General features: G+C 60.6%; 21 protein-coding genes and 1 tRNA gene. 15 read left to right on the forward strand and 7 right to left on the reverse strand.

The window, feature by feature from the left end; all coding sequences use genetic code 11:
* Positions 1-10: 10 nt before the first annotated feature.
* From cimA to EK369_RS01270, 3 genes are read left to right on the forward strand one after another with little or no spacing between them, the layout of a single operon-like run.
* A complete protein-coding gene (cimA, locus tag EK369_RS01260) occupies positions 11-1,642 on the forward strand; it encodes a citramalate synthase (RefSeq protein WP_127111873.1) in 1,632 nt (543 codons plus the stop codon).
* A gap of 3 nt (positions 1,643-1,645) precedes the next feature.
* Positions 1,646-2,356: a class I SAM-dependent methyltransferase gene (locus tag EK369_RS01265; protein WP_127111874.1), complete on the forward strand. Its 711-nt coding sequence runs from the start codon at positions 1,646-1,648 to the stop codon at positions 2,354-2,356.
* Complete coding sequence (locus tag EK369_RS01270) at positions 2,353-3,135, forward strand: squalene/phytoene synthase family protein (protein WP_127111875.1); 783 nt, start codon at positions 2,353-2,355, stop codon at positions 3,133-3,135. Before EK369_RS01265 ends, EK369_RS01270 begins: the two co-directional genes overlap by 4 nt.
* Before the next feature lie 53 nt (positions 3,136-3,188).
* Here EK369_RS01270 and EK369_RS01275 read toward each other — a convergent pair whose 3' ends face one another.
* The gene (locus tag EK369_RS01275; protein WP_127111876.1) at positions 3,189-4,397 is read right to left on the reverse strand and encodes an MFS transporter; all 1,209 of its coding nucleotides are present in this window, start codon (positions 4,395-4,397) and stop codon (positions 3,189-3,191) included.
* Positions 4,398-4,645: 248 nt separating this feature from the next.
* On the opposite strand from EK369_RS01275, the gene EK369_RS01280 reads away from it, so the two are divergent.
* The 4 genes from EK369_RS01280 (at position 4,646) to EK369_RS01295 (ending at position 8,614) form a co-directional block, all read left to right on the forward strand.
* A complete protein-coding gene (locus tag EK369_RS01280; RefSeq protein ID WP_127112488.1) occupies positions 4,646-5,275 on the forward strand; it encodes a DNA-3-methyladenine glycosylase family protein in 630 nt (209 codons plus the stop codon).
* A complete protein-coding gene (locus EK369_RS01285; RefSeq protein ID WP_127111877.1) occupies positions 5,272-5,937 on the forward strand; it encodes an alpha/beta hydrolase in 666 nt (221 codons plus the stop codon). The genes EK369_RS01280 and EK369_RS01285 overlap by 4 nt, the downstream gene beginning before the upstream one ends.
* A 227-nt stretch (positions 5,938-6,164) precedes the next feature.
* Positions 6,165-7,703, forward strand: a complete 1,539-nt coding sequence (locus EK369_RS01290) for a hypothetical protein (protein ID WP_127111878.1) — start codon at positions 6,165-6,167, stop codon at positions 7,701-7,703.
* 326 nt (positions 7,704-8,029) lie between these two features.
* Positions 8,030-8,614, forward strand: coding sequence for an HNH endonuclease (locus EK369_RS01295; RefSeq protein WP_127111879.1), 585 nt, complete (start codon positions 8,030-8,032; stop codon positions 8,612-8,614).
* Positions 8,615-8,727: 113 nt separating this feature from the next.
* On the opposite strand, the gene EK369_RS01300 is transcribed toward EK369_RS01295, so the two are convergent.
* Positions 8,728-9,645: a hydrogen peroxide-inducible genes activator gene (locus EK369_RS01300; protein WP_127111880.1), complete on the reverse strand. Its 918-nt coding sequence runs from the start codon at positions 9,643-9,645 to the stop codon at positions 8,728-8,730.
* 121 nt (positions 9,646-9,766) lie between these two features.
* Here EK369_RS01300 and EK369_RS01305 point away from each other — a divergent pair, with 121 nt between their 5' ends.
* Positions 9,767-10,738: a sodium-dependent bicarbonate transport family permease gene (locus tag EK369_RS01305; protein ID WP_127111881.1), complete on the forward strand. Its 972-nt coding sequence runs from the start codon at positions 9,767-9,769 to the stop codon at positions 10,736-10,738.
* A 105-nt stretch (positions 10,739-10,843) separates the two neighbouring features.
* On the opposite strand, the gene ocd is transcribed toward EK369_RS01305, so the two are convergent.
* From ocd to rocF, 3 genes are read right to left on the reverse strand one after another with little or no spacing between them, the layout of a single operon-like run.
* Positions 10,844-11,890, reverse strand: coding sequence for an ornithine cyclodeaminase (gene ocd, locus EK369_RS01310; RefSeq protein ID WP_127111882.1), 1,047 nt, complete (start codon positions 11,888-11,890; stop codon positions 10,844-10,846).
* Positions 11,887-12,819, reverse strand: coding sequence for a citrulline utilization hydrolase CtlX (gene ctlX, locus EK369_RS01315; protein WP_127111883.1), 933 nt, complete (start codon positions 12,817-12,819; stop codon positions 11,887-11,889). The genes ocd and ctlX overlap by 4 nt, the downstream gene beginning before the upstream one ends.
* Positions 12,819-13,742 (reverse strand): arginase, encoded by a 924-nt coding sequence (gene rocF / locus EK369_RS01320; protein ID WP_127111884.1) that lies wholly within the window; start codon positions 13,740-13,742, stop codon positions 12,819-12,821. Before rocF ends, ctlX begins: the two co-directional genes overlap by 1 nt.
* Before the next feature lie 117 nt (positions 13,743-13,859).
* Here rocF and EK369_RS01325 point away from each other — a divergent pair, with 117 nt between their 5' ends.
* Positions 13,860-14,285, forward strand: coding sequence for an Lrp/AsnC family transcriptional regulator (locus EK369_RS01325; protein ID WP_127111885.1), 426 nt, complete (start codon positions 13,860-13,862; stop codon positions 14,283-14,285).
* A gap of 53 nt (positions 14,286-14,338) precedes the next feature.
* Here the strand turns inward: EK369_RS01325 and EK369_RS01330 are convergent, their stop codons facing one another.
* On the reverse strand, positions 14,339-14,815 hold the full coding sequence (locus tag EK369_RS01330) for a disulfide bond formation protein B (RefSeq protein ID WP_127111886.1): 477 nt from the start codon (positions 14,813-14,815) through the stop codon (positions 14,339-14,341).
* Positions 14,812-15,390: a YqaA family protein gene (locus EK369_RS01335; RefSeq protein WP_127112489.1), complete on the reverse strand. Its 579-nt coding sequence runs from the start codon at positions 15,388-15,390 to the stop codon at positions 14,812-14,814. Before EK369_RS01335 ends, EK369_RS01330 begins: the two co-directional genes overlap by 4 nt.
* Before the next feature lie 317 nt (positions 15,391-15,707).
* Here EK369_RS01335 and EK369_RS01340 point away from each other — a divergent pair, with 317 nt between their 5' ends.
* The 6 genes from EK369_RS01340 (at position 15,708) to EK369_RS01365 (ending at position 21,623) form a co-directional block, all read left to right on the forward strand.
* The gene (locus EK369_RS01340; protein ID WP_127111887.1) at positions 15,708-16,742 is read left to right on the forward strand and encodes a TRAP transporter substrate-binding protein; all 1,035 of its coding nucleotides are present in this window, start codon (positions 15,708-15,710) and stop codon (positions 16,740-16,742) included.
* Positions 16,743-16,802: 60 nt separating this feature from the next.
* Positions 16,803-18,056, forward strand: a complete 1,254-nt coding sequence (locus EK369_RS01345) for a flavin-dependent oxidoreductase (RefSeq protein WP_127111888.1) — start codon at positions 16,803-16,805, stop codon at positions 18,054-18,056.
* A 12-nt stretch (positions 18,057-18,068) separates the two neighbouring features.
* The gene (locus tag EK369_RS01350) at positions 18,069-18,653 is read left to right on the forward strand and encodes a TRAP transporter small permease (protein WP_127111889.1); all 585 of its coding nucleotides are present in this window, start codon (positions 18,069-18,071) and stop codon (positions 18,651-18,653) included.
* Positions 18,650-20,002 carry a TRAP transporter large permease gene (locus EK369_RS01355; RefSeq protein ID WP_127111890.1) on the forward strand — a complete coding sequence of 451 codons (1,353 nt, stop codon included), beginning with the start codon at positions 18,650-18,652 and terminating at the stop codon, positions 20,000-20,002. Before EK369_RS01350 ends, EK369_RS01355 begins: the two co-directional genes overlap by 4 nt.
* 77 nt (positions 20,003-20,079) lie before the next feature.
* Positions 20,080-20,165 (forward strand) — tRNA-Leu (locus EK369_RS01360).
* A gap of 324 nt (positions 20,166-20,489) precedes the next feature.
* The gene (locus EK369_RS01365) at positions 20,490-21,623 is read left to right on the forward strand and encodes an acyltransferase family protein (protein WP_127111891.1); all 1,134 of its coding nucleotides are present in this window, start codon (positions 20,490-20,492) and stop codon (positions 21,621-21,623) included.
* Position 21,624: the final 1 nt, after the last annotated feature.

Here is a 21,624-nt window from a genome sequence, read left to right on the forward strand (position 1 = left end):
AGGTGATGTCATGACCAAGGAACGCCTCTATCTCTATGACACCACCCTGCGGGATGGCCAGCAGACCCAAGGGGTGCAGTTCTCTACCCCTGAAAAGGCGCAGATTGCCGACGTGCTTGATACGCTGGGTGTGGATTACGTTGAGGGCGGCTGGCCGGGTGCCAACCCCACCGACAGCGAGTTTTTTGACGCCAAGCCCAAGATGGCCGCGACATTCACCGCCTTTGGCATGACCAAGCGCGCAGGCATGTCGGCAGAGAACGACGATGTGCTGGCGGCGGTGATGAACGCAAACACGCCTGCGGTGTGTCTGGTGGGTAAGACCCATGATTTCCACGTGGACAAGGCCCTTGGCATCACGCTGGAAGAAAACACCGAGAACGTGGCGCGGTCGATCGCGTATCTGGTGGCACAGGGGCGCGAGGCGCTGTTTGACGCGGAGCATTTCTTTGACGGCTACAAGGCCAATCCGGGCTATGCATTGGAGGTGGTCAAAGCGGCCTATGACGCGGGCGCGCGCTGGATCGTGTTGTGTGACACCAATGGCGGTGCGCTGCCGCGCGAGGTCTACGCGATCACCAAGGCGGTGATCGCGGCGGGCATTCCGGGCAGTCACGTCGGCATCCACACGCACAATGACACCGAACATGCGGTGGCCAATTCGCTGGCGGCGGTGGACGCCGGTGCGCGCCAGATCCAGGGCACGCTGAACGGGTTGGGCGAGCGCTGTGGCAACGCCAACCTGACCACGCTGATCCCGACCCTGTTGCTGAAAGAGCCCTATGCCAGCGCCTATGAGATGGGCGTTAGCATGACGGCGCTGGCCGGTCTGACCCGCGCCAGCCGTCTTTTGGATGACATCCTCAATCGTGTGCCGATGAAGCAGGCGGCCTATGTGGGGGCCTCGGCCTTTGCGCATAAGGCGGGGCTGCATGCCAGTGCCATTCTCAAGGATCCGTCGACCTATGAACATGTCGCGCCGGGGATCATTGGCAATGAGCGCATCATTCCGATGTCCAACCAGGCCGGGCAGTCGAATCTGCGCAAGCGGCTGGCGGATGCCGGGCTGGAGGTTGACAAGGGCAATCCTGCGCTCAGCGCGATCCTGAACCGGATCAAGGAACGCGAGGCAGATGGCTATAGCTATGACACGGCGCAGGCGAGTTTCGAGCTGTTGGCGCGGGATGAGCTGGGCCTGCGCGAGGCCTTTTTCGACGTGGAACGTTACCGCGTGATCTCGGAGCGCCGTCGCAATGCGCGCGGTCAGCTGGTGGTGGAATCCGAAGCGGTGGTGACGGTGCAGTTGCCTTCGGGCAAGAAGACCACGAGCTATTTCAAGAACGAACATTCCGACGAGATGAGCGATGACGGGCCGGTGAACGCGTTGTGGCAGGCGCTGAAACAGGACCTTGGACCCTATCAGGCGGGGATCGCCGGGGTGCGGTTGGTGGACTTCAAGGTGCGGATCACCAATGGTGGGACCGAGGCCGTGACCCGGGTCATCATAGATTTCGAAGATGAAAAGGGCCATCGCTGGGCCACGGTTGGGGTTTCGGCCAATATCGTGGACGCCTCGTTCGAGGCGCTGTTGGAAGCGCTGAACTGGAAGCTGATGCGCGACGGCGCGGTAAGGGCGGGATAAGCCATGGATTGGGACGCGTTTTTCAAACTGCACGACGAGTTGCCTCGCGAAGGGCCGGGCACGGACGGGGATGTGCTATGGGCGGCCGAACTGGGCGGCGTGCCTGCGCACGCGCGCATCCTGGATGGCGGCTCGGGGCCGGGCGGTGATATTGCCGCGCTGTTGCAGGTGGCGCCCGAGGGGCGTGTATTGGCGGTCGAGATGCATCAGGGCTTTGCCGATGCGGTGGCCAAGCGGTTCGAAGACGACAAGCGGGTCACGGCCAGGGTGGGCAGCATGATGCGCGAACACGGGCCGTTTGATCTGATCTGGAGTGCCGGGGCGGTTTACTTTGTCGGCGTTGCCGAGGCGCTGAACACATGGCGCAAGGCCCTGGCACCGGGTGGTGTTGTGGCCTTTTCCGAGCCCTGCCTGTTCCGCCCGGCGCCGGATGACGCGGTCGAGACGCTGTTCGAAGGGATACTGCCGGATGACGAGGCGGGCATTCGTGCCAAGGTCGAAGCGGCGGGGTACGAGGTGCTCGGCACACGCCGGATCAGCGACGCCGGGTGGGAGGCTTATTATCAGCCGCAGGAGGCGCGCATCGAGATGTTGCGGCAGGGGGCGGACGACGCTTTGAATGCGGTGCTGGATGAGGCTGAGGCCGAGATTGCCGTGTGGCGCAAACATCGCGAGGACTTTGGCTATCTCCTCTGTGTGACACGACCCCTATGACCGCAGACCTTGAGCGCGACATAGCCGCCTGTGCCGGCTTGGTGCAGCGCGGGGACCCGGACAGGTTCATGGCGGCGATGGCGGCACGGCCTGCGGCGCGGGATGTGCTGTTCCCGATCTATGCTTTCAACCTTGAGGTGGCGCGCGCGCCGTGGCTGACGCAAGAGGCGATGATCGCCGAGATGCGGTTGCAGTGGTGGCGCGATGCATTGGAAGAGATTGGGCAGGGCGCGCCTGTACGCCGCCACGAGGTGGTGACCCCGCTGGCCGAAGTGCTGGATTCGCAAGGGGCCGCCTTGCTGGACAAGCTGATCGTGGCGCGGCGCTGGGACATCTACAAGGATCCCTTTGAGGATGCCGCGCATTTTGCCGATTATCTGGATGCGACTTCGGGCAACCTGATGTGGTGTGCCGCGCGGGCCTTGGGAGAGGCCGACGAGGCCGCAGTGCGCGATTTGGCCTATGCCAGCGGGCTGGCCAGCTGGTTCCGGGCGATCCCCGAGTTGGAGGCGCAAAAGCGCGTGCCACTGGTGGATGGGCGGCCCGAGGCCGTGGCGCTTTTGGCCCAAGGCGGATTGGCCCGGCTGCGCGCCGCACGACACGCGCGCTCAGGTGTGTCCAAGGCTGCAGGTCAGGCTTTGTTCGCGGGTTGGCAGGCCGAGGCGATCCTGAAGCAGGTCGCGGCCGAGCCACAGCGTGTGGCCGAGGGGGCGCTGGGACAAAGCGAGTTTGCCAAAAAGGCCGGGCTATTGCGGCGGTCCTTGACGGGGCGGTGGTGAAAATCTTCTAGAAGATTTTCGGACCAGCAGAATTTTCTAGAAAATTCTGTACCTCAGGCGTCTTTCGGGCGGAACATCAGCCAGATCAGCGAGGCGCCTGCCAGCATCAGGAAGGGCGCCATGGCCAGGTTGACCGAGGTCCAGCCGGTCTGGGCATCGCCACCGGAACAATTCATCAGACCGCCCGAGGCCAGCGAGGCCACGGTGACACCGCCAAAGACGATGAGGTCGTTGAGGCCCTGCATCCGGCCACGCTCGGACGGTTCATGGGCGCCCGCCAGCATGGTGGTGGCACCAATGAAGCCAAAGTTCCAGCCAACGCCCAGCAGGATCAGCGCGATAAAGAAGTTCTCAAGCTCGACCCCCTGCAGCCCGACGGCACCCGCGGCAGCCAGGATGACAAGGCCGGTGGCCATGATCTTTTCCACGCCGAAACGGGCGATCAGGTGGCCGGTGAAGAACGAGGGCACAAACATCGCCAGCACGTGGGCCGAGACCACGTCGGCGGCGCTGTTCTGTTCAAATCCGCAGCCCACCACGGCCAGCGGGGTCGAGGTCATCACGAGGTTCATCAGCGCATAAGACACCATGGCGCAGATCACCGCCACGGCGATGCGTGGTGTCTTGAGCAGCTCCAGCCGCGAGCGGCCCTTGGGCGAGTCGGCGCTGGGGGCCTGCGGCTTGGGGATGTTGATAAAGAGGAACAGGGCTGAGCCGATCACGTTGATCAGGATCACCCCCAGATAGGTGCCCAAGAACGGAATGACCATCGCGTCGCTGGTGACCTTGACCAGCTGCGGGCCGATAATGGCCGAGGCCAGACCGCCGGCCATGACGTAGGAAATCGCCTTGGGGCGGAAATCGTCCGAGGCCGTATCGGCGGCGGCAAAGCGGTAGAACCCTTGTGCGCTCATGTAGATGCCGGTCAGAAGGCTGCCGAGCAGAAACACATAGAAACTGTTGAGATAGAGGCCATAGGCCCCGATGGCCCCGCCCAGTGCGCCACCCGCAGAGCCAACAAAGAACCCCACCCGGCGGCCGTATTTCTGCATGATCGCCGAGAGCGGCGTTGCCGCCAGCATCGAGCCCACAACAATGAGCGAAATCGGCAATGTGGCAAAACAGGCGTTGGTGGTCAGAGACTGCCCCGCAAGGCCGCCAATGGTGAAAATCATCGGCATTTGCGCACCCAGAAAAGCCTGTGCAAGCACAAGGATAAACACGGTGCGTTTGGCGCGGGTATCGTCGATGGCGTGGCTCATGCGCCAACGGTTAGCTGGTTAACTAGCGAAGGTCCAGATGGGCAATACCGCGACGCGACGTTTTCCGCGATCGTCCGGATTCTTCGGACGGGGGCAGGTCAGCAATCCCAAAATGGGCGGTAGCCCCGGGGCTTGGCGCGCAGGCCGCTCTTGTGGGTCATTTGCGGATTGGCGATTGCATTGCCGCCCCGATCGCGCCAAGCATTCCTGAGCTTCGCAAACCGGAGAAGGAGAGCGCCGTGGGTGACATGGTCGGACGCATCATTGAAACCGACGCCTGCGTGGCCGAAGGTGCGGCGTGGCTGATTGCGCAGGAGCCGCGATTTGCCCCGGTGTTGGAACAGTGCGCGCCCTTGCCTTTGCGGCGGCGGGCCGACGGGTTTGCCCAGCTTCTGAGCGCCATTGTCAGCCAGCAGGTCAGCACAGCCTCGGCTGCTGCGATCTGGAAACGTATGCAGGACGCGCGGCTGACCGGTCCGCGCAAAATCCAATGGGCCAGCGATGACGATCTGCGCGCCGTGGGGCTCAGCCGTCAGAAAATCCGCTATGCCCGCGCGCTGGCCGAGGCAGGCATCAACTATGCCGATCTGCGTGGGCTTCCGGATGACGCGGTGATCAGCACCCTTGTTGCCGTGCCGGGGATCGGCCCCTGGACAGCCGAGGTCTATGCCATGTTCTCGCTGGGTCGTGCGGATGTCTTCGCGCCGGGCGATCTGGCGTTGCAGGAAGCCGCGCGCATCCTGTTCGAGCTGCCCGAGCGGCCCAGTGAAAAAGCCTTGCGGCAAATGGCCGAGGACTGGAGCCCGTGGCGGTCGGTTGCGGCGCGCGCGCTTTGGGCCTACTACCGGGTGGCAAAGGACAGGGAAGGGATCCGATGACTCGCGTTTTATCAGCAGGCCGCAAAGAGCCGATTTCAGGCACCACCCGCAGCGCGGTGGTCTTTCTGCATGGATATGGTGCGAACGGAGCCGACCTGTTGGGGCTGGCCGATCCCCTGGCCGAGCATCTGCCGGACACGCTGTTCCTGGCGCCGGATGCCCCGGAAAGCATTCCGGGCATGCCGATGGGGCTGCAATGGTTCCCGATCCCGTGGATCGACGGCTCATCCGAGGAAGAAAGCGAACGTGGCCTGCAGGCGGCGGCAGAAGATCTGAATGCCTTTCTGGATGCGGTGATGGTGGATGAGGATCTGTTGCCTGAGCAGGTCGTTCTGTTCGGCTTTTCCCAAGGCACCATGATGGCGTTGCATGTGGCCCCGCGCCGTGAAGACGAAGTTGCGGGGATCGTGGCCTTTTCCGGACGCCTGCTGGCGCCGGAACTGCTCGGGGATGAGGCGCAGAGCAAGCCGCCGATCCTGCTGGTGCATGGCGATCAGGATGACGTGGTGCCGGTACAGTCACTGCCACAGGCGGCAGAAGCCTTGCAGAACGCCGGGTTCACGGATGTTTATGCCCATATCATGAAAGGCACCGCGCACGGGATTGCCCCGGACGGCCTGTCGGTGGCGCTGGCGTTTATGCGCGACAAGCTGGGGCTGTGAGCCAAGCAAGTGACCAAGTGGCAAATCTGCCATAGAACGTAAATCGAAAATCGGTATCGGGACGGAAACGGTTATAGTTCTTTGCGTCCTGAAATGCAGGTTCTATAAGAACTCAATTGATTTTTTCGTCCGCCTCGGAGGCCGCAATGCGTAGAAACTCCTTTCCTTCCATTTATTCATTTCTTCTCGGGACAGTATTCACCGCTGGTTTCGGCACACTTGCGCCGATGGCATCAGCGGAATCAGGTACAATCGTTTTGGCAGATCATCCGGTGCGGATGTTGTCATTCGACACTGCCAACACCTATCACAAGGGCTCGGTAGAGCTGTCCCTTGGAACGTCACAGGCGAACCCGGACACGGCATCGGGAACCGGCAACCAATTGTATTATGGTGGCGGCAGCTATGCGGTAAATGACCGGCTGATGCTGGGCATGGATCTTCACAACTATGTTGATCCGGTTGGCGGCCTTATCGGTGGTGCCCTTCCGGATGTACACATGACGACGCTGGCGGGGTGGGGTAAGTATCAGCTGTATTCCGGTGATCGCTTCAGCGTTTCGGCCTTGGGATCGATCGAGAACTTTCTCGAACTGGAATCACCTTTGTTTGGCGGCGACGCATCTGGCACCACGATCGGGGCCCTGAAGCTCCCGGTGTCTTATGATGTGTCCAGCGATCTGCAGCTGCACTTTGTGCCCGCGTTGTACTACATGCCGAGCACCGTGAACGGCGTGGATTTCTATGGCACCATTGCGTCACTTGGCTTTGGGGCCACATACAGGGCCAGTGATCGCTGGGCTCTGTTCGGCACCGTGGATGCACCCATCAGCGGAACCAACACGATTGCTAGTGACGGATCCTATGAAAAAACGCCGGTCTGGTCGGTCGGCGCACGATACAATGTCTCTCCGAAAGCCGCACTGGAAGGCTATGTGACCAACGGTATCGGGATGACGCCTGCGACCAGTGTCCTTACATTCTGGCCCGAAGGCGATGAACCTCTGATCGGAATGAGATTGGTGTATACGCCCGGCGCAAATCGCCCGAACAGTTATCGTGGTGCCCCCGCGCCGCTGACCGCGCGTCAACGGACTGTACAACAGGACGGATTCACGATGGGCTCGGCAGATGTGTCTGAGCCTGGCGATGTCCGGGTATCTGCCTGGTATGGGTCGGACAACCAAGCCGGTGCGCTGCTGTCGATCAGCCCCGACCGTGACGGTGAATTTCAGTTCATCGTAGAGCAGTATTCCGACAATGCGACGGCTGACCAATCCTTGGTTCCGACGTCCGATGCCCGCTACATGCTGGGGCCAAAACTGCGCTTGATGGATCAAAACAACGGAGACTCTTTCTCGCTGAGCGCCAGGGCACTGTATGGTCGTCGCATTGATACCACGCAACGTATCGGGGTCTTTTTTGCTGAACTTATCGGCAGCTACAAAGCGTCCAATGGCGCCATTTTCACGGTCAACCCGAAGGTTGCGGCCTTTGGCGACACCGAAATTGCGGGCTTGGGGCTTGGGGTGAACTATGCCGTCTTTGACGGCCTGGACCTGATCGCCGAGGTGACGCCCGTGGCGCTTGACGGGTCAGATTTCACCTGGGCTGCAGGGCTGCGCTATACCGTCGGGAACAGCGGTTTCAGCATTGATGCACAAGCGACAAACGCGATTGGTCGTTACGGCATTGGTGGCATGGTTGCGCAGGACGACACCAGGGTGTCTTTGACGCTTTCAAAAGTCTTTAACGTGCTGCGGTAAACACCCGGCACATAAAAATGCGATTGCCTGAAAATCGGGCAATCGCACCGTCATGACCGCGTTACATTCCCGGCCTATCCCGTCTTTGTGAAAACCGTATATCGTGAGGCTTGCCAGATGCTTGCCACGATATATAGTAGGTTTGAGCCGGGGCGGGGCTGCCTGCTTTGGTGCTGGAACAAGAGCAGGCGACAGTGTTTCGACTTATTGTTGAGATACGACAATGAGGCGAAGCACCCGGAACCTAACAAGGGTGTGGGCGTTTCGAAATCAACTTGTGTCCCAAGTTTTTCCCGAAACGCGATAGGCGGAGGACGACTCGAGCCATGGATGGCGACTTCAGGACAGACTTTGTAAGGCAACCTGCGGGGGCGCGACAGCACCCGGCGCTGGTGTTGAACGCGGATTACAGACCCCTTTCCTATTACCCATTATCCTTGTGGCCCTGGCAGGATGCAATCAAGGCCGCCTATATGGATCGTGTTGATATCGTTGCAGAATATGACACGGTGGTGAGGAGCCCCAGTACCGAGATCAGGATACCCAGTGTGGTGGTTCTGAAAGATTATGTGAAACCTCAAAAGCGCGTGGCCTTCACGCGCTTTAATTTATTTCTGAGGGACGAATTCTGTTGCCAGTACTGTGGCAGCAAGGGCGACCTGACCTTTGACCACGTCATTCCACGGGCCGCGGGCGGGGTGACCAGCTGGCAGAATGTGGTGGCGGCCTGTTCGCCCTGCAACCTGAAAAAGGGGTCCAAGTCACTGCAGAAGGCACGCATGCATCTGCGCAAACCACCCCGGCAACCGGCGGCAGAAGAGTTGCGGAATACGGGCCGCAAGTTTCCGCCGAACCACCTGCACGAAAGCTGGATGGATTTCCTGTACTGGGATGCCGAACTCGAGGCATGAGATGGCGAATTCTCCATGTTGTACAACTTTTCTGGGGCCACCTGACCAAGTTGTACAACATGGTTATTTACCAAATTTCAATTACTTGTTAGCGGTTCCTTAAGCAATTTGACTCAGCTATCCGGCAGTTGGGCCATGATCCGCTCGGCCTCGGACTGAAGCGCCTGAGCGAGGATATCACTGCCCGGACGCGGTTCAAACGCGGCGGGCTGGATCAGCGAAATCACCCGAAATGCCCGCGCAGAGTCGATGCGCCGCAAACGGACGTCGTCGACATTTCGCGCCTCTGCCGCGGCATAGAGGCGGGGCAGGATTCCAACACCACTGCCTGCCGCCGCCATGAGCCGGATCGCGGCCAGGCTGGTGCCTTCGTATTCGTCGGGCACATGGGCATTGGCGGCGGCGGCCAGCTCGACCACAATTCCCGACAATCGGTGCCGTGGCCCGAGGGTCAGCAAGGCCTGCCCGGTGAGATCAGAGAGCGCCAGCGGGGCGGTGTCGGACGCCAAGGGGTCATCCTGCGCGAGGCCCGCCCAGAGGCTTTCGCGAAACAGCGGTGTCTGCAGCGTGCCGGGGTGATCCTCGGGCGTGGACAGGATCATGTCGAGCCGCCCGCTGCGCAGCCCTTGCTCCAGATCGTCGGTGGCCTCTTCTCGGATCACCAGCCGAAAGTCCGGGTGCGCACGGTGCAAATGGCGCACCACGCCGGGCAGGAGATAGGGTCCAATGGAGGGCAACACGCCCAGGCGCAGACGGCCCTGGAAAATCCCGTCGCCAGTGACCGAGGCGCGCAGATCCTCAACCTCGTTCAGGATACGGCGGGCGCGGCGCACGATGTCGACGCCTGCCTGGGTCAGCGTGGCCCCGTGGCGCCCCCGGTTGAAGATGCGCGCTCCAAGATCGGCCTCGGCCTCGGCGATCTGGGCTGAAAGGCTGGGCTGGCTGACGTTGAGCCGCTCGGCCGCCTGACCAAACCGGGCACAATCGGCCACGGCGACGATGTATTCCAGCTGGCGCAGGGTGGGGCGCATGAGGGTCTTCTTTCCTTACATAGCTGCAGGCTATTAAAAACACAGTTTATATATATTTTACTGCGGGACAGGGGCAAGACATATCGCTTCGACAACGAGAAACCCCGTTTCGGAGGACAAGATGGACGGTGCTCTTTCCCTGCTGGCAAACAATTTGCTGGTCCCAACAATCCTATTTTTTGCGCTCGGCCTTGTGGCGGCGGTGATGCGCAGCGACCTTTCGATCCCGGATGGCGCGGCCAAGGTGATGTCGATCTACCTGTTGTTTGCCATCGGTTTCAAAGGCGGCGTCAGCATTTCGGACTCGGGCGCTTCGGCGAAACTGTTTGCGGCTTTGGCGGCCGGGGCAGTCTTGTCCTTTGTCATGCCCTTCATGGCCTATGCGTTCTTGCGCGCGATCACCAAACTCAGCCGGTTGGACGCGGCGGCGGTGGCCGGACACTATGGGTCGATCTCGATCGTGACCTTCGTGACGGCTGCCAACCTTTTGGAAACAAGCGGTATTTCATCCGAAGGCTACATGGTGGCCGTGGCAGCAGTGATGGAGGTTCCGGCGATCCTCTCGGCGTTGTGGCTGGCGGCACGCAGCCGTCCGGGCACCAGGCTGGACGCCAGGCTGATGCGCGATATCCTTGCCAATGGGTCGATTGTTCTTTTGGTCGGGGCTTTCCTGATCGGCGCGATCACGGGCAAGCCGGGGCTGGCGCAGATCGACCAGTTCATCGTGGTGCCCTTTACCGGCGTGTTGTGCCTGTTCCTCCTGGACATGGGGCTGAACGCCGGGCGCAGCCTGCTTGCGCATCGTCGCGAGATCAGCGGCGGGCTGGTGGCCTTTGGCTGTGTGATGCCGGTGGTGGGCAGCCTCATGGGCTTTGCCATCGCGGTGCTGATTGGCCTGTCGCAGGGGGGCACGTTCCTGTTCATGACGCTGGCGGCCTCGGCAAGTTACATCGCCGTGCCTGCGGCCATGCGGATCGCGCTGCCCGAGGCCAAGTCAGGGGTGTATCTCTCGGCCTCGCTTGGCATCACCTTTCCGTTCAACCTGACCGTGGGCCTGCCGCTTTATGCGTGGATCTCCAACTGCGTGGTCTAGGCCCCCACAGACCCCTGCTTCTTTTGGCCAAAAATATCCCGGGGGGTCCGGGGGGCTGGCCCCCCGGCTACCAGTGCGGTCCGGGGGGCTGGCCCCCTGAACCCCTTAGGCCTTGGCGCGTTGCAGCATGCCAAACAGATCGCGGGGATCGTCGGGGTCGGCCAGGAGATCGAGGTCATAGTGATAGGGCGTGTCTTTGACCTTGTCGCGGATGTAGCGCAGCGCCGAGAAGTCCTCGATCGCGAACCCAACCGAGTCAAACAGGGTGATCTGGCGGTCGCTGGTGCGCCCCGGTGTCTGGCCGGTGACCACCTGCCAGAATTCGGTGACGGCAAAATCCTCGGGCATCTGCTGGATTTCGCCTTCGATGCGGGTCTGGGGCGGGAATTCCACAAAGACGTCAGAGCGTTCCAGGATGCCCCTGGCCAGTTCCGTCTTGCCGGGGCAGTCGCCGCCGATGGCGTTGATATGCACGCCCGCGCCGACCATGTTGTCGCTGAGGATCGTGGCGTTCTGCTTGTCGGCGGTACAGGTGGTGAGGATCTGCGCGCCTTCGATGGCCTGTTCCGGTGAGGTGCAGATCACGGTTTTCAGGCCCGTGCTGGCGAGGTTGGCGGCGCATTTCTCGGATGCGGCGCGGTCCTTGTCATAGAGTCGGATGGTCTCCACGCCGCAAATGGCCTTCATCGCGAGGCTCTGGAACTCGGATTGGGCGCCATTGCCGATCATGGCCATCGTGTCAGACCCCTTTGGGGCCAGATACTTGGCGACCATTGCTGATGTTGCCGCGGTGCGCAGGGCGGTGAGCATGGTCATCTCTGTGAGCAGCACAGGATAGCCGGTGTAGACATCCGCGAGCAGGCCGAATGCGGTCACGGTCTGCAGGCCCTCGGCGGTGTTCTTGGGGTGGCCGTTGACGTATTTAAAGCCATAAGCCTCACCATCCGAGGTGGGCATCAGCTCGATCACACCGACATCGGAATGCGAGGCAACGCGGGGGGTTTTGTCGAACAGCTCCCAGCGGTGAAAATCGGATTCGATATAGGCGGCAAGATCGCGCAGCATAGGCTCAACCCCGATGTGGTGGATCAGGCGCATCATGTTGTCGACGCTGACGAAGGGGACGAGGGCTTTGTCGGAAGGGGTGCTCATGACGGGGTCCTTTCGGTGCGGCGGGTCAGGTGAATGCCCGCGAGCATGCAGCGGACCGAGCCGCCGGCGGTCTCAATTGTGGGGATGTCCAGCGGCAAGGGTTGCGCGGATTTTTCAATGATTGCAATTTGTTGCGCGGTGAGGCTGCTGAGGGCACGCGACGACAGCGCGAGGATGCGGCGATCCCCGGTGAGTTCCATGGCATTGCCTGCAAATTCGCCAATCTGGGCATGGCTGAGGTCGATCACATGGCGTCCCGATTGTTCCAGACGCTCGGCCACGGTGCGGCGGCGGGCGGGATCGACGATCATCTCAAGGCAGACCAGCGCATAGTCAGTGCCGATGCCCATCAGGACATTGGTGTGATAGACATCGCGGCCCTGCACATCCTTGGCCTCGAACGCGATGGGTTCATAGTTGAAGTGCGTGCAGAAACGTTCCAGCAGGATGGGGTCGGCGCGGTTCGACTGCACGGTATAGGCAATGCGGCCGATGTGGTCCAAGACCATGGCGCCGGTGCCTTCGAGCGCGAGACCATCCTGTTCCAGACCGGAATAGTCGATCACGTCCTGCACGCGGTAGTCACGTTTCAGCATCTCGATCACGCCCGAACGACGTTCAAGGCGGCGGTTGGCGGCAAACATCGGATAGATCGCGATATGGCCGCCGGTGTGGGTGGAAAACCAGTTGTTGGGAAAGACGCTGTCAGGGGTCTCAGTGCTGCTATCGTCAAAGACATGCACGATCACGCCAGCCTTGCGCAGGCGCGCGACAGCGGTGTCGAACTCGGCCAGCGCGGTCTCGGAGGTGGCGTCGGCAGAGCGGTTCGACAGGGTCTGGAACGCGTTGTCGTCGCGGGTTTCCGGGTTGGAACAAAAGTGATGTGGGCGGATCATCACCACCGCGTCAGGGGCTTGAAGCGTCTGCATCAATAGCTCCGCGTGACACGGTCAAAGATACGGCGGCCAAGGGCCGAGGCGGCGAGGTCAACCATCAGCTTGGCGGTGCGGCCCCGGGTGTCGAGGAAGGGGTTCAGCTCGACCAGGTCCATCGAGGTCATCAGGCCGCTGTCGTGCAGCATCTCCATGACCAGATGGGCCTCGCGCACCGTGGCGCCGCCGGGGACAGTGGTGCCAACGGCAGGGGCGACATCCGGATCCAGAAAGTCGACATCAAGGCTGACGTGCAGCATGCCGTCCGCGGCGGTGACGCGATCGAGAAAGGCCTGCAGCGGTTTGGCGATGCCGTGTTCGTCGATCTCGCGCATGTCGTGGCGGTGGATGTTGCTGGTTTGCAGGGCGGCGCGTTCAGCGTCGTCCACCGAGCGCAGGCCGATGATACAGATGTTTTCTTCGGGCACGGGGTTGGTCACGGCGGGAAACCCGTCAAAGCCGTCGCGGCCCGCGAAATAGGCCACGGGCGTGCCATGCAGGTTGCCGCTGTCGCTGCTTTCCATGGTGTGAAAGTCGCTGTGCGCATCAAGCCAGAGCACAAACTGCGGCCGGTCCTGGCGTGCCGCGTGGTTGGCGACACCGTGCACGGTGCCTGCAGAGAGGCTGTGATCGCCGCCGAGAAAGATCGGCAGGCCTTGGGTCATGGCGGCGTCGGCGGCCTCGGACAGGGCCTGGGTCCAGGCGATGGTTTCATTGAGCGCATGCACCGGATGGTCGGGCTGATCGCCATCATGGGCGGCCGGTGTCAGGTTGCCACGGTCGATGACGCTGTGCCCCAGTGCGATCAGGGTCTCGGCCAGATCCGCGGTGCGATAGGCGTCTGGGCCCATCAGGCAGCCCCGGCGGCGCTTGCCCGAATCCACAGGTGCGCCGATCAAAATACAGGTTTTGGGTGTCATGGGAGTGTCCGTCGCGATGTCTTTGTGCCATCCTGCTTTCGATATGTGTTGAAGTGCACCCGACAATTTGTTCAAAGCGGGTGGTGTTCTTGCAAATCGAAAGGGATATGTGCCGAAATGGATGATCTTGATCGCAAGTTGATCTCGGCGCTGCGCCATGATGCGCGGGCTTCGTTGTCGGACCTGGCGATTCTGCTGGACGTGTCGCGGACGACCGTGCGCGGACGCATCGAACGGCTGCGCGAGCGTGGCGACATCGTGGGGTTTACGGTGGTCCTGAAAGAAGACGCCCACCGGGATGCGGTGCGCGGGCTGATGATGATCGGTATCGAGGGGCGTGGGGCGGACCGGGTGACGCGTCAGTTGAACGGGCTGACGGCGGTGCGTGCGATACACGCGACCAACGGACGCTGGGACCTGATAGTGGAACTGGGCACCGATACGCTGGAGGACCTGGACGCGGTTCTGGGACGCATCCGGCGGTTCGAAGGGGTCAGTACCAGCGAGACCAATCTGTTGTTGGCAACACGGAAGATGGGGTAGGAAAATCTTCTAGAAGATTTTCCGTGGGGCAGAATTTTCTAGAAAATTCTGGGTCAGAAGAGGCGGATGGGGCCGTTGGGCTTCGTTGCGATCCAGAACCACAGACCCGCGACCACCAGCGAGCCAACGGCATTCAGGTTGGCCATGGTCACGCCGAACATCTCCCAGGGGATTTCATCACACATCGGCATTACCGGCGCCTCGAGGCTGAGGAGATCGCCAGCGTCCGAGCTGAGGCCTGCGCCGGTACAGGACGAGGGGCCGGGCCACCATTTGCGTTCGACACCGGAGTGATAGAACCCAATGAGCGAGGTCGACAGCGCGCCGACCCCGGCGAGGTAGTACCAGACGCGGTGGCCAAGGAAAAAGGCCAGCCAGCCAAAGCCAAGCGCGGCCCAGTGGCCCCAGCGTTGCCAGTAGCACATGGCGCAGGGAAGGATGCCCGCGGCCTCGAACCCCCAGGCGCCGAGGATCGACACGACCGAGAATAGCGTGAGGGCAAGGGTGATGAGACGGCGCGGCAGGGTCATATGAATTTCACCAGAACAAAGCCCCCGACAAGGAGCAGGAAGAACAGGGTTGTCATAAGCCCCAGACGCTTTTCGATAAAGTCACGAATTGGTGCGCCGAATTTCCACAGCAGGGCCGCGACAAGAAAGAACCGGAAGGCACGCGCGATGATGGCCGTGGTGATGAACACGCCCAGCGGCATACCGGTCCAGCCGGACATGATGGTGATGACCTTGAACGGGAAGGGCGTGATGCCCGCGCCCAGCACAGCCCAGAAGCCGAAGTCGTTAAAGCGGGTGTTGAACTCGGCCACCGCATCCGCCTTGCCGAGGCTGGTCAGGATCGGCTGGCCGATCTGTTCAAAGGCAAAGGCGCCGATGGCATAGCCCAGAAGCCCGCCAAGCACCGAGGCGACCAGCGCAACGCCGGCGATCAGCCAGGCCTTGTTGGGTCGGGCGAGGATCATCGGGATCATCATGACGTCCGGTGGGATCGGAAAGAACGAGCTTTCCACGAAGCTGACCAGCGCCAGAACCCACAGGGCCCGGGGGTGATCGGCAAGACGCATGGTCCAGTTGTAAAGGTTGGTCAGCATGGCAATCCGTTGAAACAATTGTGACCCCTCAAGGACGGGAAATCCGCGCGGAATTCAAGAGCGGATACGCGATTGGACCCAGTTTTTCGCCGCTTGTGAGTTTTGCCCGGACACAAGACACAGGCGGCATCGCGCCCTGGCGTCTGGAAACCGGGAGCGGGATCACAGACTCATTAGTTTTGGTTTCGCCTGTATTAAATCTGTGCGAAGTGGGGAGAAAAAGCGTGACTCGCCACAGGTGTATGTGATTGCATGTTTTTGACGGCCCCGGTGCGAGGGGCCTGACGCATCAAGTTGCGATACTGGGAGGACACACAATGAAATTCACGCTTAAAGCGGCACTGGCTGGTGCCGTCGCTGTAACCCTGACTGCGGGGGCATCCTTTGCACAGGAGGTGACCCTGCGCTGTCAGCACTTTGTTTCACCGAAATCCGCGGTGCCGTTCTATTTCATGCAGCCCTGGGCCGACAAGGTGATGGCGGACAGCAATGGCCGCATCAAGGTCGAGCTGTATCCGGCCATGCAGTTGGGGGGTAAACCGCCTGCGCTGTATGACCAGATCCGCGACGGTGTGATCGACTGTGGCTGGGCGCTGCCGGCCTATACGCCGGGCCGTTTCCCGGAAACCGAGGTGTTTGAGCTGCCGTTCATGACCTCGCTCAGCGCCGAAGCGTCGTCCAAGGCGTTCTGGGAATTCTACGAGAAACACGCGACCGAACGTCTGGGTGATATTCACGTGGTTGCGGTGCACGTGCACGGCCCCGGTGTTGTTCACAAAAAGGGCGACCCGATCATGGCGAACGCGGACTTTAACGGTCTGAAGCTACGCGGCCCGTCACGTCAGGCGAACGCCCTGCTGAAAACGCTGGGCGCGACCCCTGTCGGCATGCCGGTGCCTGCCTTCCCCGAAGCGCTGTCCAAGGGCGTTGTCGATGGCGGTGTGATCCCGTGGGAGATCGTTGTGCCGCTGAAGGTGCATGAACTGGCCGACAGCCACACCGAGATCGGTGGCGACCGGGCGCTCTATAACACCACCTTTATCTGGGGCATGAACAAGGACAAGTACAACAGCCTGCCCGATGATCTGAAGGCCGTGATCGATGCCAACTCGGGGCTTGAGGCCTCTGGGCTGGCGGGTAAGGCCATGGATACCGGTGACGACGTGATGTTCAAGGTTGTGAAAGAGACTGGCAACCCGATGCACACGCTGGACGGCGCGCCGCTGGACGAGCTGAAGGCGATCGGCGCGGCCCAGACCGAAGCCTGGATTGCGGATATCACCTCGAAGGGCCTTGATGGTCAGGCGATGGTCGATGATGCGATGGCACTGGTTGCCAAGCATTCGCAATAATCTGACGATCCGAGAAAAGGGACGCGCCTCACTGCAAGGTGGGGCGCGTTTTTGCAAGACATGACTGTATTGATTGCAGGCGCAGGCATTGGGGGCCTCTCCCTTGCGCTGTCGCTGAACCAGCTGAACATCCCATTTCGCATCTTTGAAGCCGTGCGCGAAATCAAGCCGTTGGGGGTGGGGATCAATCTGCAACCCCATGCCACGCGCGAGTTGTTCGAGATGGGGGTGGACGACGGGCTGGACCTGATCGGGCTGCGCACCGAAGAGGTGGCCTATTTCTCGCGCCAGGGTGGGCTGATCTGGTCCGAGGCGCGCGGGCTGAAGGCGGGCTATCACTGGCCGCAGTATTCGATCCACCGGGGTGGGTTGCAGATGCACCTGCTGCGCTGTCTGCAAGAGCAGTGCGGGCTGGATGTGGTCGAGATGGGCCACGCGGTCACCGGATGGAAGAACACCGCAGAAGGTGTTGAAATCACATTGGAAAGCCGCAGTTCCGGTGAGAGCCTTGGCACGGTCAGCGGGGCGATTTTGGTGGCGGCGGACGGGATCAACTCGGTCCTGCGCAAGACGCTCTATCCTGATGAAGGCCCGGCCCATTGGGGCGGCACGATGATGTGGCGCGGTGTGACCAAGGGGCCAAAGTTCCTGACAGGTCGGTCGATGGCGATGGCCGGGGAAAAACACCGCAAGTTCGTGGTCTATCCGATCGAGGATACGCCTGATGGCGGCAGTCTGATGAACTGGATCGCCGACCTGACCATGCCCGAGGATTACAAGTGGCGCGAACAGGATTGGAACCGCCCCGGCAAGCTGGAAGATTTCCTGCCCGAATTCGAGGATTGGAACTTTGGCTGGCTCGATGTGCCGGATGTGATCCGCAGCGCCGAGGCGATCTATGAATTCCCGATGGTGGACCGCAATCCGCTGCCGCAATGGTCGTTTGACAACATGACCCTTTTGGGGGACGCGGCCCATGCGATGTATCCCATCGGATCAAACGGCGCCTCGCAGGGCATCATCGACGCCCGTATTCTGGCGCGCGAGCTGCGCGACAAGGGTTTGAATAGCGGCGCACTGAAATCTTATGACGATATTCGGCGCGAGAGTGTTAATGCACTGGTGTTGAAGAACCGCGGCGACGGGCCGGACAAGATCCTCGACATCGTGGCGGAACGGGCGCCTGATGGGTTTGACGACATCGAAACCGTCATGCCTCTGGACGAACGCCGGGCTTTTGCCGATGGTTACAAGAAGGTTGCGGGCATGGATATCGAAACCTTGAACACCCGCGCGCCGTTGATTGCGCTCTGACTGGGGAGAGATATGGCACTAGCTTTGAATGCCGAGCGGCGGGTGGGCCGCATTGTTGCCGCCACTTCGCGGTGGATGGCCATCGGGGGTGGTATCCTGCTGACCAGCATGGCCGTGATGACGGTGGTGTCGATCATCGGGAGGATGTTCACAGGCTTTGGTCTGGGGCCGGTGCCGGGGGACTACGAGTTGGTCGCCAATGGCTGCGCGCTGGCGGTGTTCGGTTTTCTGCCGTTTTGCCAGCTGCATCGCGGCCATGTGACGGTGGACATTCTGACGGTGCAGTTTTCCAAGCAGGTGCAGGCGATCATCGGGTTTGCCGGGGATCTGCTGATTTGCATTGCTTCGATCGTGATCCTGAAACAGCTCTGGCACGGTTTTGGCGAAAAGTTCCCCTTTGGCAGTGACGGTGTGCGTGAAGCACTGGGGATGGGCTACAAGCCGTTTTTCCCGGAAACTACTTATGAATTGGAGATCCCAGTGTGGATTCCTTATGGGTTTGCGCTGGTGGGCGCGACATTGTTTGTGATCGTGTCGCTTTACACGGTCTGGCGCAGCTTTAACTGGATGCTGCAGGGCGAGGAGGGCGCGCTATGACCGGATTGACGCTGGCCCTTACGGGCTTTGTCCTGATGCTGGGCGGGATTTTCCTGCGGGTGCCGATTGCGCTGGCGATGGCGCTGACCGGGTTCTTTGGCACCTGGTATGTGCTGGGCACGCCCAATGCGCCGATGGCGCAAATGAAAACCCTGACCTACGAGACCTTCTCGAACCAGGGGCTGTCGATTGTGCCGCTGTTCCTGTTGATGGGGCAGTTTGCGACGCGCACCGGCATGTCTTCGGCTCTGTTCCGCGCGGCGAGTGACTGGCTGGGGCACCGCAAGGGCGGTGTGGCCATGGCCTCGGTCGGGGCCTGTGCGGGGTTTGGTGCGATCTGTGGATCGTCGCTGGCGACCGCATCAACCATGGGGCAGGTGGCCCTGCCGGAAATGCGCAAGCGCGGCTATTCCGACAGCCTGTCCACCGGCGTGCTGGCCGCAGGCGGCACCCTGGGCATTTTGATCCCACCCTCGGTCATTCTGGTGATCTATGCGATCATGGCCGAGCAGAATATCGTCAAGATGTTCATGGCGGCGATGGTGCCGGGGATTCTGGCGGCTTTGGGCTATATCCTGACCGTGGCGATCTATGTGCGGGTGCGCCCGAACAGCGCCACCACAGCCGAGCGCATTCCCATGCGTGACCGTTTCAAGACGTTTTTTGCCACATGGCCAGTGATCATGATCTTTGGCCTGACCATGGGCGGCATCGTGGGCGACTGGAACTGGGCCAAACCCGGTCCGCAGGCGCTGTTCACCCCGAACGAGGCCGCAGCCTTTGGCGCCACGGCTACGGCGCTTTATGGCATCGTGGTGGGGCGTCTGAACCTGCACGGCTTTATCCAGGCGATCCTGGAGACGGCCAAGGCCACGGCGATGATCTTTTTCATCCTCTTGGGGGCTGAGATTCTGAAAGGGTTTTTGGCGCTGACCCGCGCGCCGGACATGCTGGCCGAGTGGGTTCTGGCCGCGAACTTTGCGCCGATCACGGTGCTGGTCGTAATGCTGATCGCCTATCTGGTGTTTGGCTGCGTGATGGATTCGCTGTCGATGATCCTGCTGACGATCCCGATCTTTCTGCCGGTGATCGAGGTCCTGGACTTTGGCATGAGCGCCGAGGACACGGCGATCTGGTTCGGCATCATCGCACTGATCGTGGTCGAGGTCGGGTTGATCACGCCACCTGTGGGGATGAACCTGTTTATTATCAACGGCGTAGCGCGGGATATTCCGATCTCCAAGACCTATGCGGGCGTGGCGCCGTTTGTGCTGTCAGACCTGATCCGGGTGGTGATCCTGGTGTCCTTCCCGGCAATAACGCTGTGGTTGGTCGGAGTGATGTTTTAGCGTCAAATGTGCGATTTCAGGGTGGACGCTGGCGTCCGCCTTGGATAAATCAGTCGGGCAGTTTGATGCTGTACAGTGCCCAAGTGGCGGAATGGTAGACGCAGGGGATTCAAAATCCCCCGCCTTAACGGGCGTGCCGGTTCGAGTCCGGCCTTGGGTACCAGCACTGTTTTTTCCAGATCGTATTGGACAGTTGGTGGCGACTTGGTTGCCGGGCGATCATCGCCTTGTCTTTGCTGTATTGGCTTTCGTGGAAACGCCTGAAGAGTCATTGGTATCTATCACCATACGGGCAAAGTAGGGGCTTTCGAAAACCTGAAAGCGAAGTACACTAAAGCCATGGAAACCCGGAAACACTCGACTGAGGGACAAGACGCAAGGCAATACCTGTCAGTAACGTCTTGTGGCCCTTTGATATGTCCCAAGAGTCAGGATTTGAACGTGGATCATTGGACGCCAGCAAGACATCCGAACAGGCAGATACCTGTTGTCTGAAGCAGGCAATCAACATCTGATCGGTGGCGAAGGCGAGCCATCCAGGCTTGGCGATGTATCGACCATGAAGGTCGCTCTGGCACTTTTGCTTGTATTTACCCATGGCCTGACATGGTTGCATGGAGTGGATGGGAGCAAAACGCACCTTGCGCCGGCTGTGCCCGTGTTCTTGTTTATCTCCGGCTACTTCATGTTCGCCAATTACAAGCGCGCGCCTTATCCGCTGCGGTTCATGGCCACCCGATACCTCAAGCTGTTGCCGATAATGGTTGCTAGTCTGGTCGCGTCCTGTGGTCTTATCCTTCTTTATTCCGGGTGGCCGATCCCATCCTTTGCCGCGGCAGAGTTGCCGTGGCTTGCCTTGGGAATGCTGACTGTTTTTCAGAGCTACGTGCCGCCGGGTTTTGACGCGCTCGACGGGTCAATAAGAAATGGCTCTCTTTGGTTTATTGAAGCTATTCTGGTTCTTTATGCGACCCTCCCGATCATTGCTTGGGGAGAGCGGCGCTGGAAGGGGCTGTTGCTTGTGCTGTTTGTGATCAGCGCCTGTTTTTCCACACTGTTTCCCGCATATGTTCAGAGTGTTGGCGGGCTGCAGAGTTTTGCAGCAGACCTTTCCATACCTCCCAAGGAAGAGCTGAATCCTGTGATCAAGCACGTGATGCTCATTGGTTTGCGTGTCATGACATCTGCGTGGATGTTTTATGCTGGATGCCTGGTGCGTCGGTACCAGAAAGAGTTGTTTTCACGCGGTCTGGGGGTCGCGTTTTTGTGTGTCGGGATGGCTGTGACCTTGCTTCTCTATGCTGGCGGCCACGGAGACTGGAACCATTTCGGCTCGACTCCGCTATGGTATTTCCCTGCATACCTGGTTGGCTGGCTCTTTCTGAATCGCGTTTGGTTGCAAAAGCTTCGCGTGCCGCCGATCTCAATTGGTCTTTATGTTTGGCACATTCCGGTTTTTCATGCACTGAACTATCTGGGCTACGGGCAATTGTGGATCGCCGTGCCTGCCGTCATGGGAATTGCCTGGCTCAGTTTGCTGCTCATCGAGCGGCCCATGGCCCAACTGATCTCTCGCTCCAAAATCATGCGCCAACGGCGACCCAGTCTCCCGTTGGGCTAAA

This window comes from Shimia sediminis (assembly GCF_003990645.1).
GTDB classification, from domain to species: domain Bacteria; phylum Pseudomonadota; class Alphaproteobacteria; order Rhodobacterales; family Rhodobacteraceae; genus Shimia; species Shimia sediminis.

Coding starts and splice junctions, on each gene's coding strand:
- EK369_RS01305 (WP_127111881.1), top strand. CDS start 9,767: ATGGACGGTGCTCTTTCCCTGCTGGCAAACAATTTGCTGGTCCCAACA.
- EK369_RS01290 (WP_127111878.1), top strand. CDS start 6,165: ATGGCATCAGCGGAATCAGGTACAATCGTTTTGGCAGATCATCCGGTG.
- EK369_RS01275 (WP_127111876.1), bottom strand. CDS start 4,397: ATGAGCCACGCCATCGACGATACCCGCGCCAAACGCACCGTGTTTATC.
- EK369_RS01340 (WP_127111887.1), top strand. CDS start 15,708: ATGAAATTCACGCTTAAAGCGGCACTGGCTGGTGCCGTCGCTGTAACC.
- EK369_RS01295 (WP_127111879.1), top strand. CDS start 8,030: ATGGATGGCGACTTCAGGACAGACTTTGTAAGGCAACCTGCGGGGGCG.
- EK369_RS01330 (WP_127111886.1), bottom strand. CDS start 14,815: ATGACCCTGCCGCGCCGTCTCATCACCCTTGCCCTCACGCTATTCTCG.
- EK369_RS01270 (WP_127111875.1), top strand. CDS start 2,353: ATGACCGCAGACCTTGAGCGCGACATAGCCGCCTGTGCCGGCTTGGTG.
- EK369_RS01325 (WP_127111885.1), top strand. CDS start 13,860: ATGGATGATCTTGATCGCAAGTTGATCTCGGCGCTGCGCCATGATGCG.
- rocF (WP_127111884.1), bottom strand. CDS start 13,742: ATGACACCCAAAACCTGTATTTTGATCGGCGCACCTGTGGATTCGGGC.
- EK369_RS01265 (WP_127111874.1), top strand. CDS start 1,646: ATGGATTGGGACGCGTTTTTCAAACTGCACGACGAGTTGCCTCGCGAA.
- cimA (WP_127111873.1), top strand. CDS start 11: ATGACCAAGGAACGCCTCTATCTCTATGACACCACCCTGCGGGATGGC.
- EK369_RS01300 (WP_127111880.1), bottom strand. CDS start 9,645: ATGCGCCCCACCCTGCGCCAGCTGGAATACATCGTCGCCGTGGCCGAT.
- EK369_RS01355 (WP_127111890.1), top strand. CDS start 18,650: ATGACCGGATTGACGCTGGCCCTTACGGGCTTTGTCCTGATGCTGGGC.
- EK369_RS01345 (WP_127111888.1), top strand. CDS start 16,803: ATGACTGTATTGATTGCAGGCGCAGGCATTGGGGGCCTCTCCCTTGCG.
- EK369_RS01335 (WP_127112489.1), bottom strand. CDS start 15,390: ATGCTGACCAACCTTTACAACTGGACCATGCGTCTTGCCGATCACCCC.
- ctlX (WP_127111883.1), bottom strand. CDS start 12,819: ATGCAGACGCTTCAAGCCCCTGACGCGGTGGTGATGATCCGCCCACAT.
- EK369_RS01285 (WP_127111877.1), top strand. CDS start 5,272: ATGACTCGCGTTTTATCAGCAGGCCGCAAAGAGCCGATTTCAGGCACC.
- ocd (WP_127111882.1), bottom strand. CDS start 11,890: ATGAGCACCCCTTCCGACAAAGCCCTCGTCCCCTTCGTCAGCGTCGAC.
- EK369_RS01350 (WP_127111889.1), top strand. CDS start 18,069: ATGGCACTAGCTTTGAATGCCGAGCGGCGGGTGGGCCGCATTGTTGCC.
- EK369_RS01280 (WP_127112488.1), top strand. CDS start 4,646: ATGGTCGGACGCATCATTGAAACCGACGCCTGCGTGGCCGAAGGTGCG.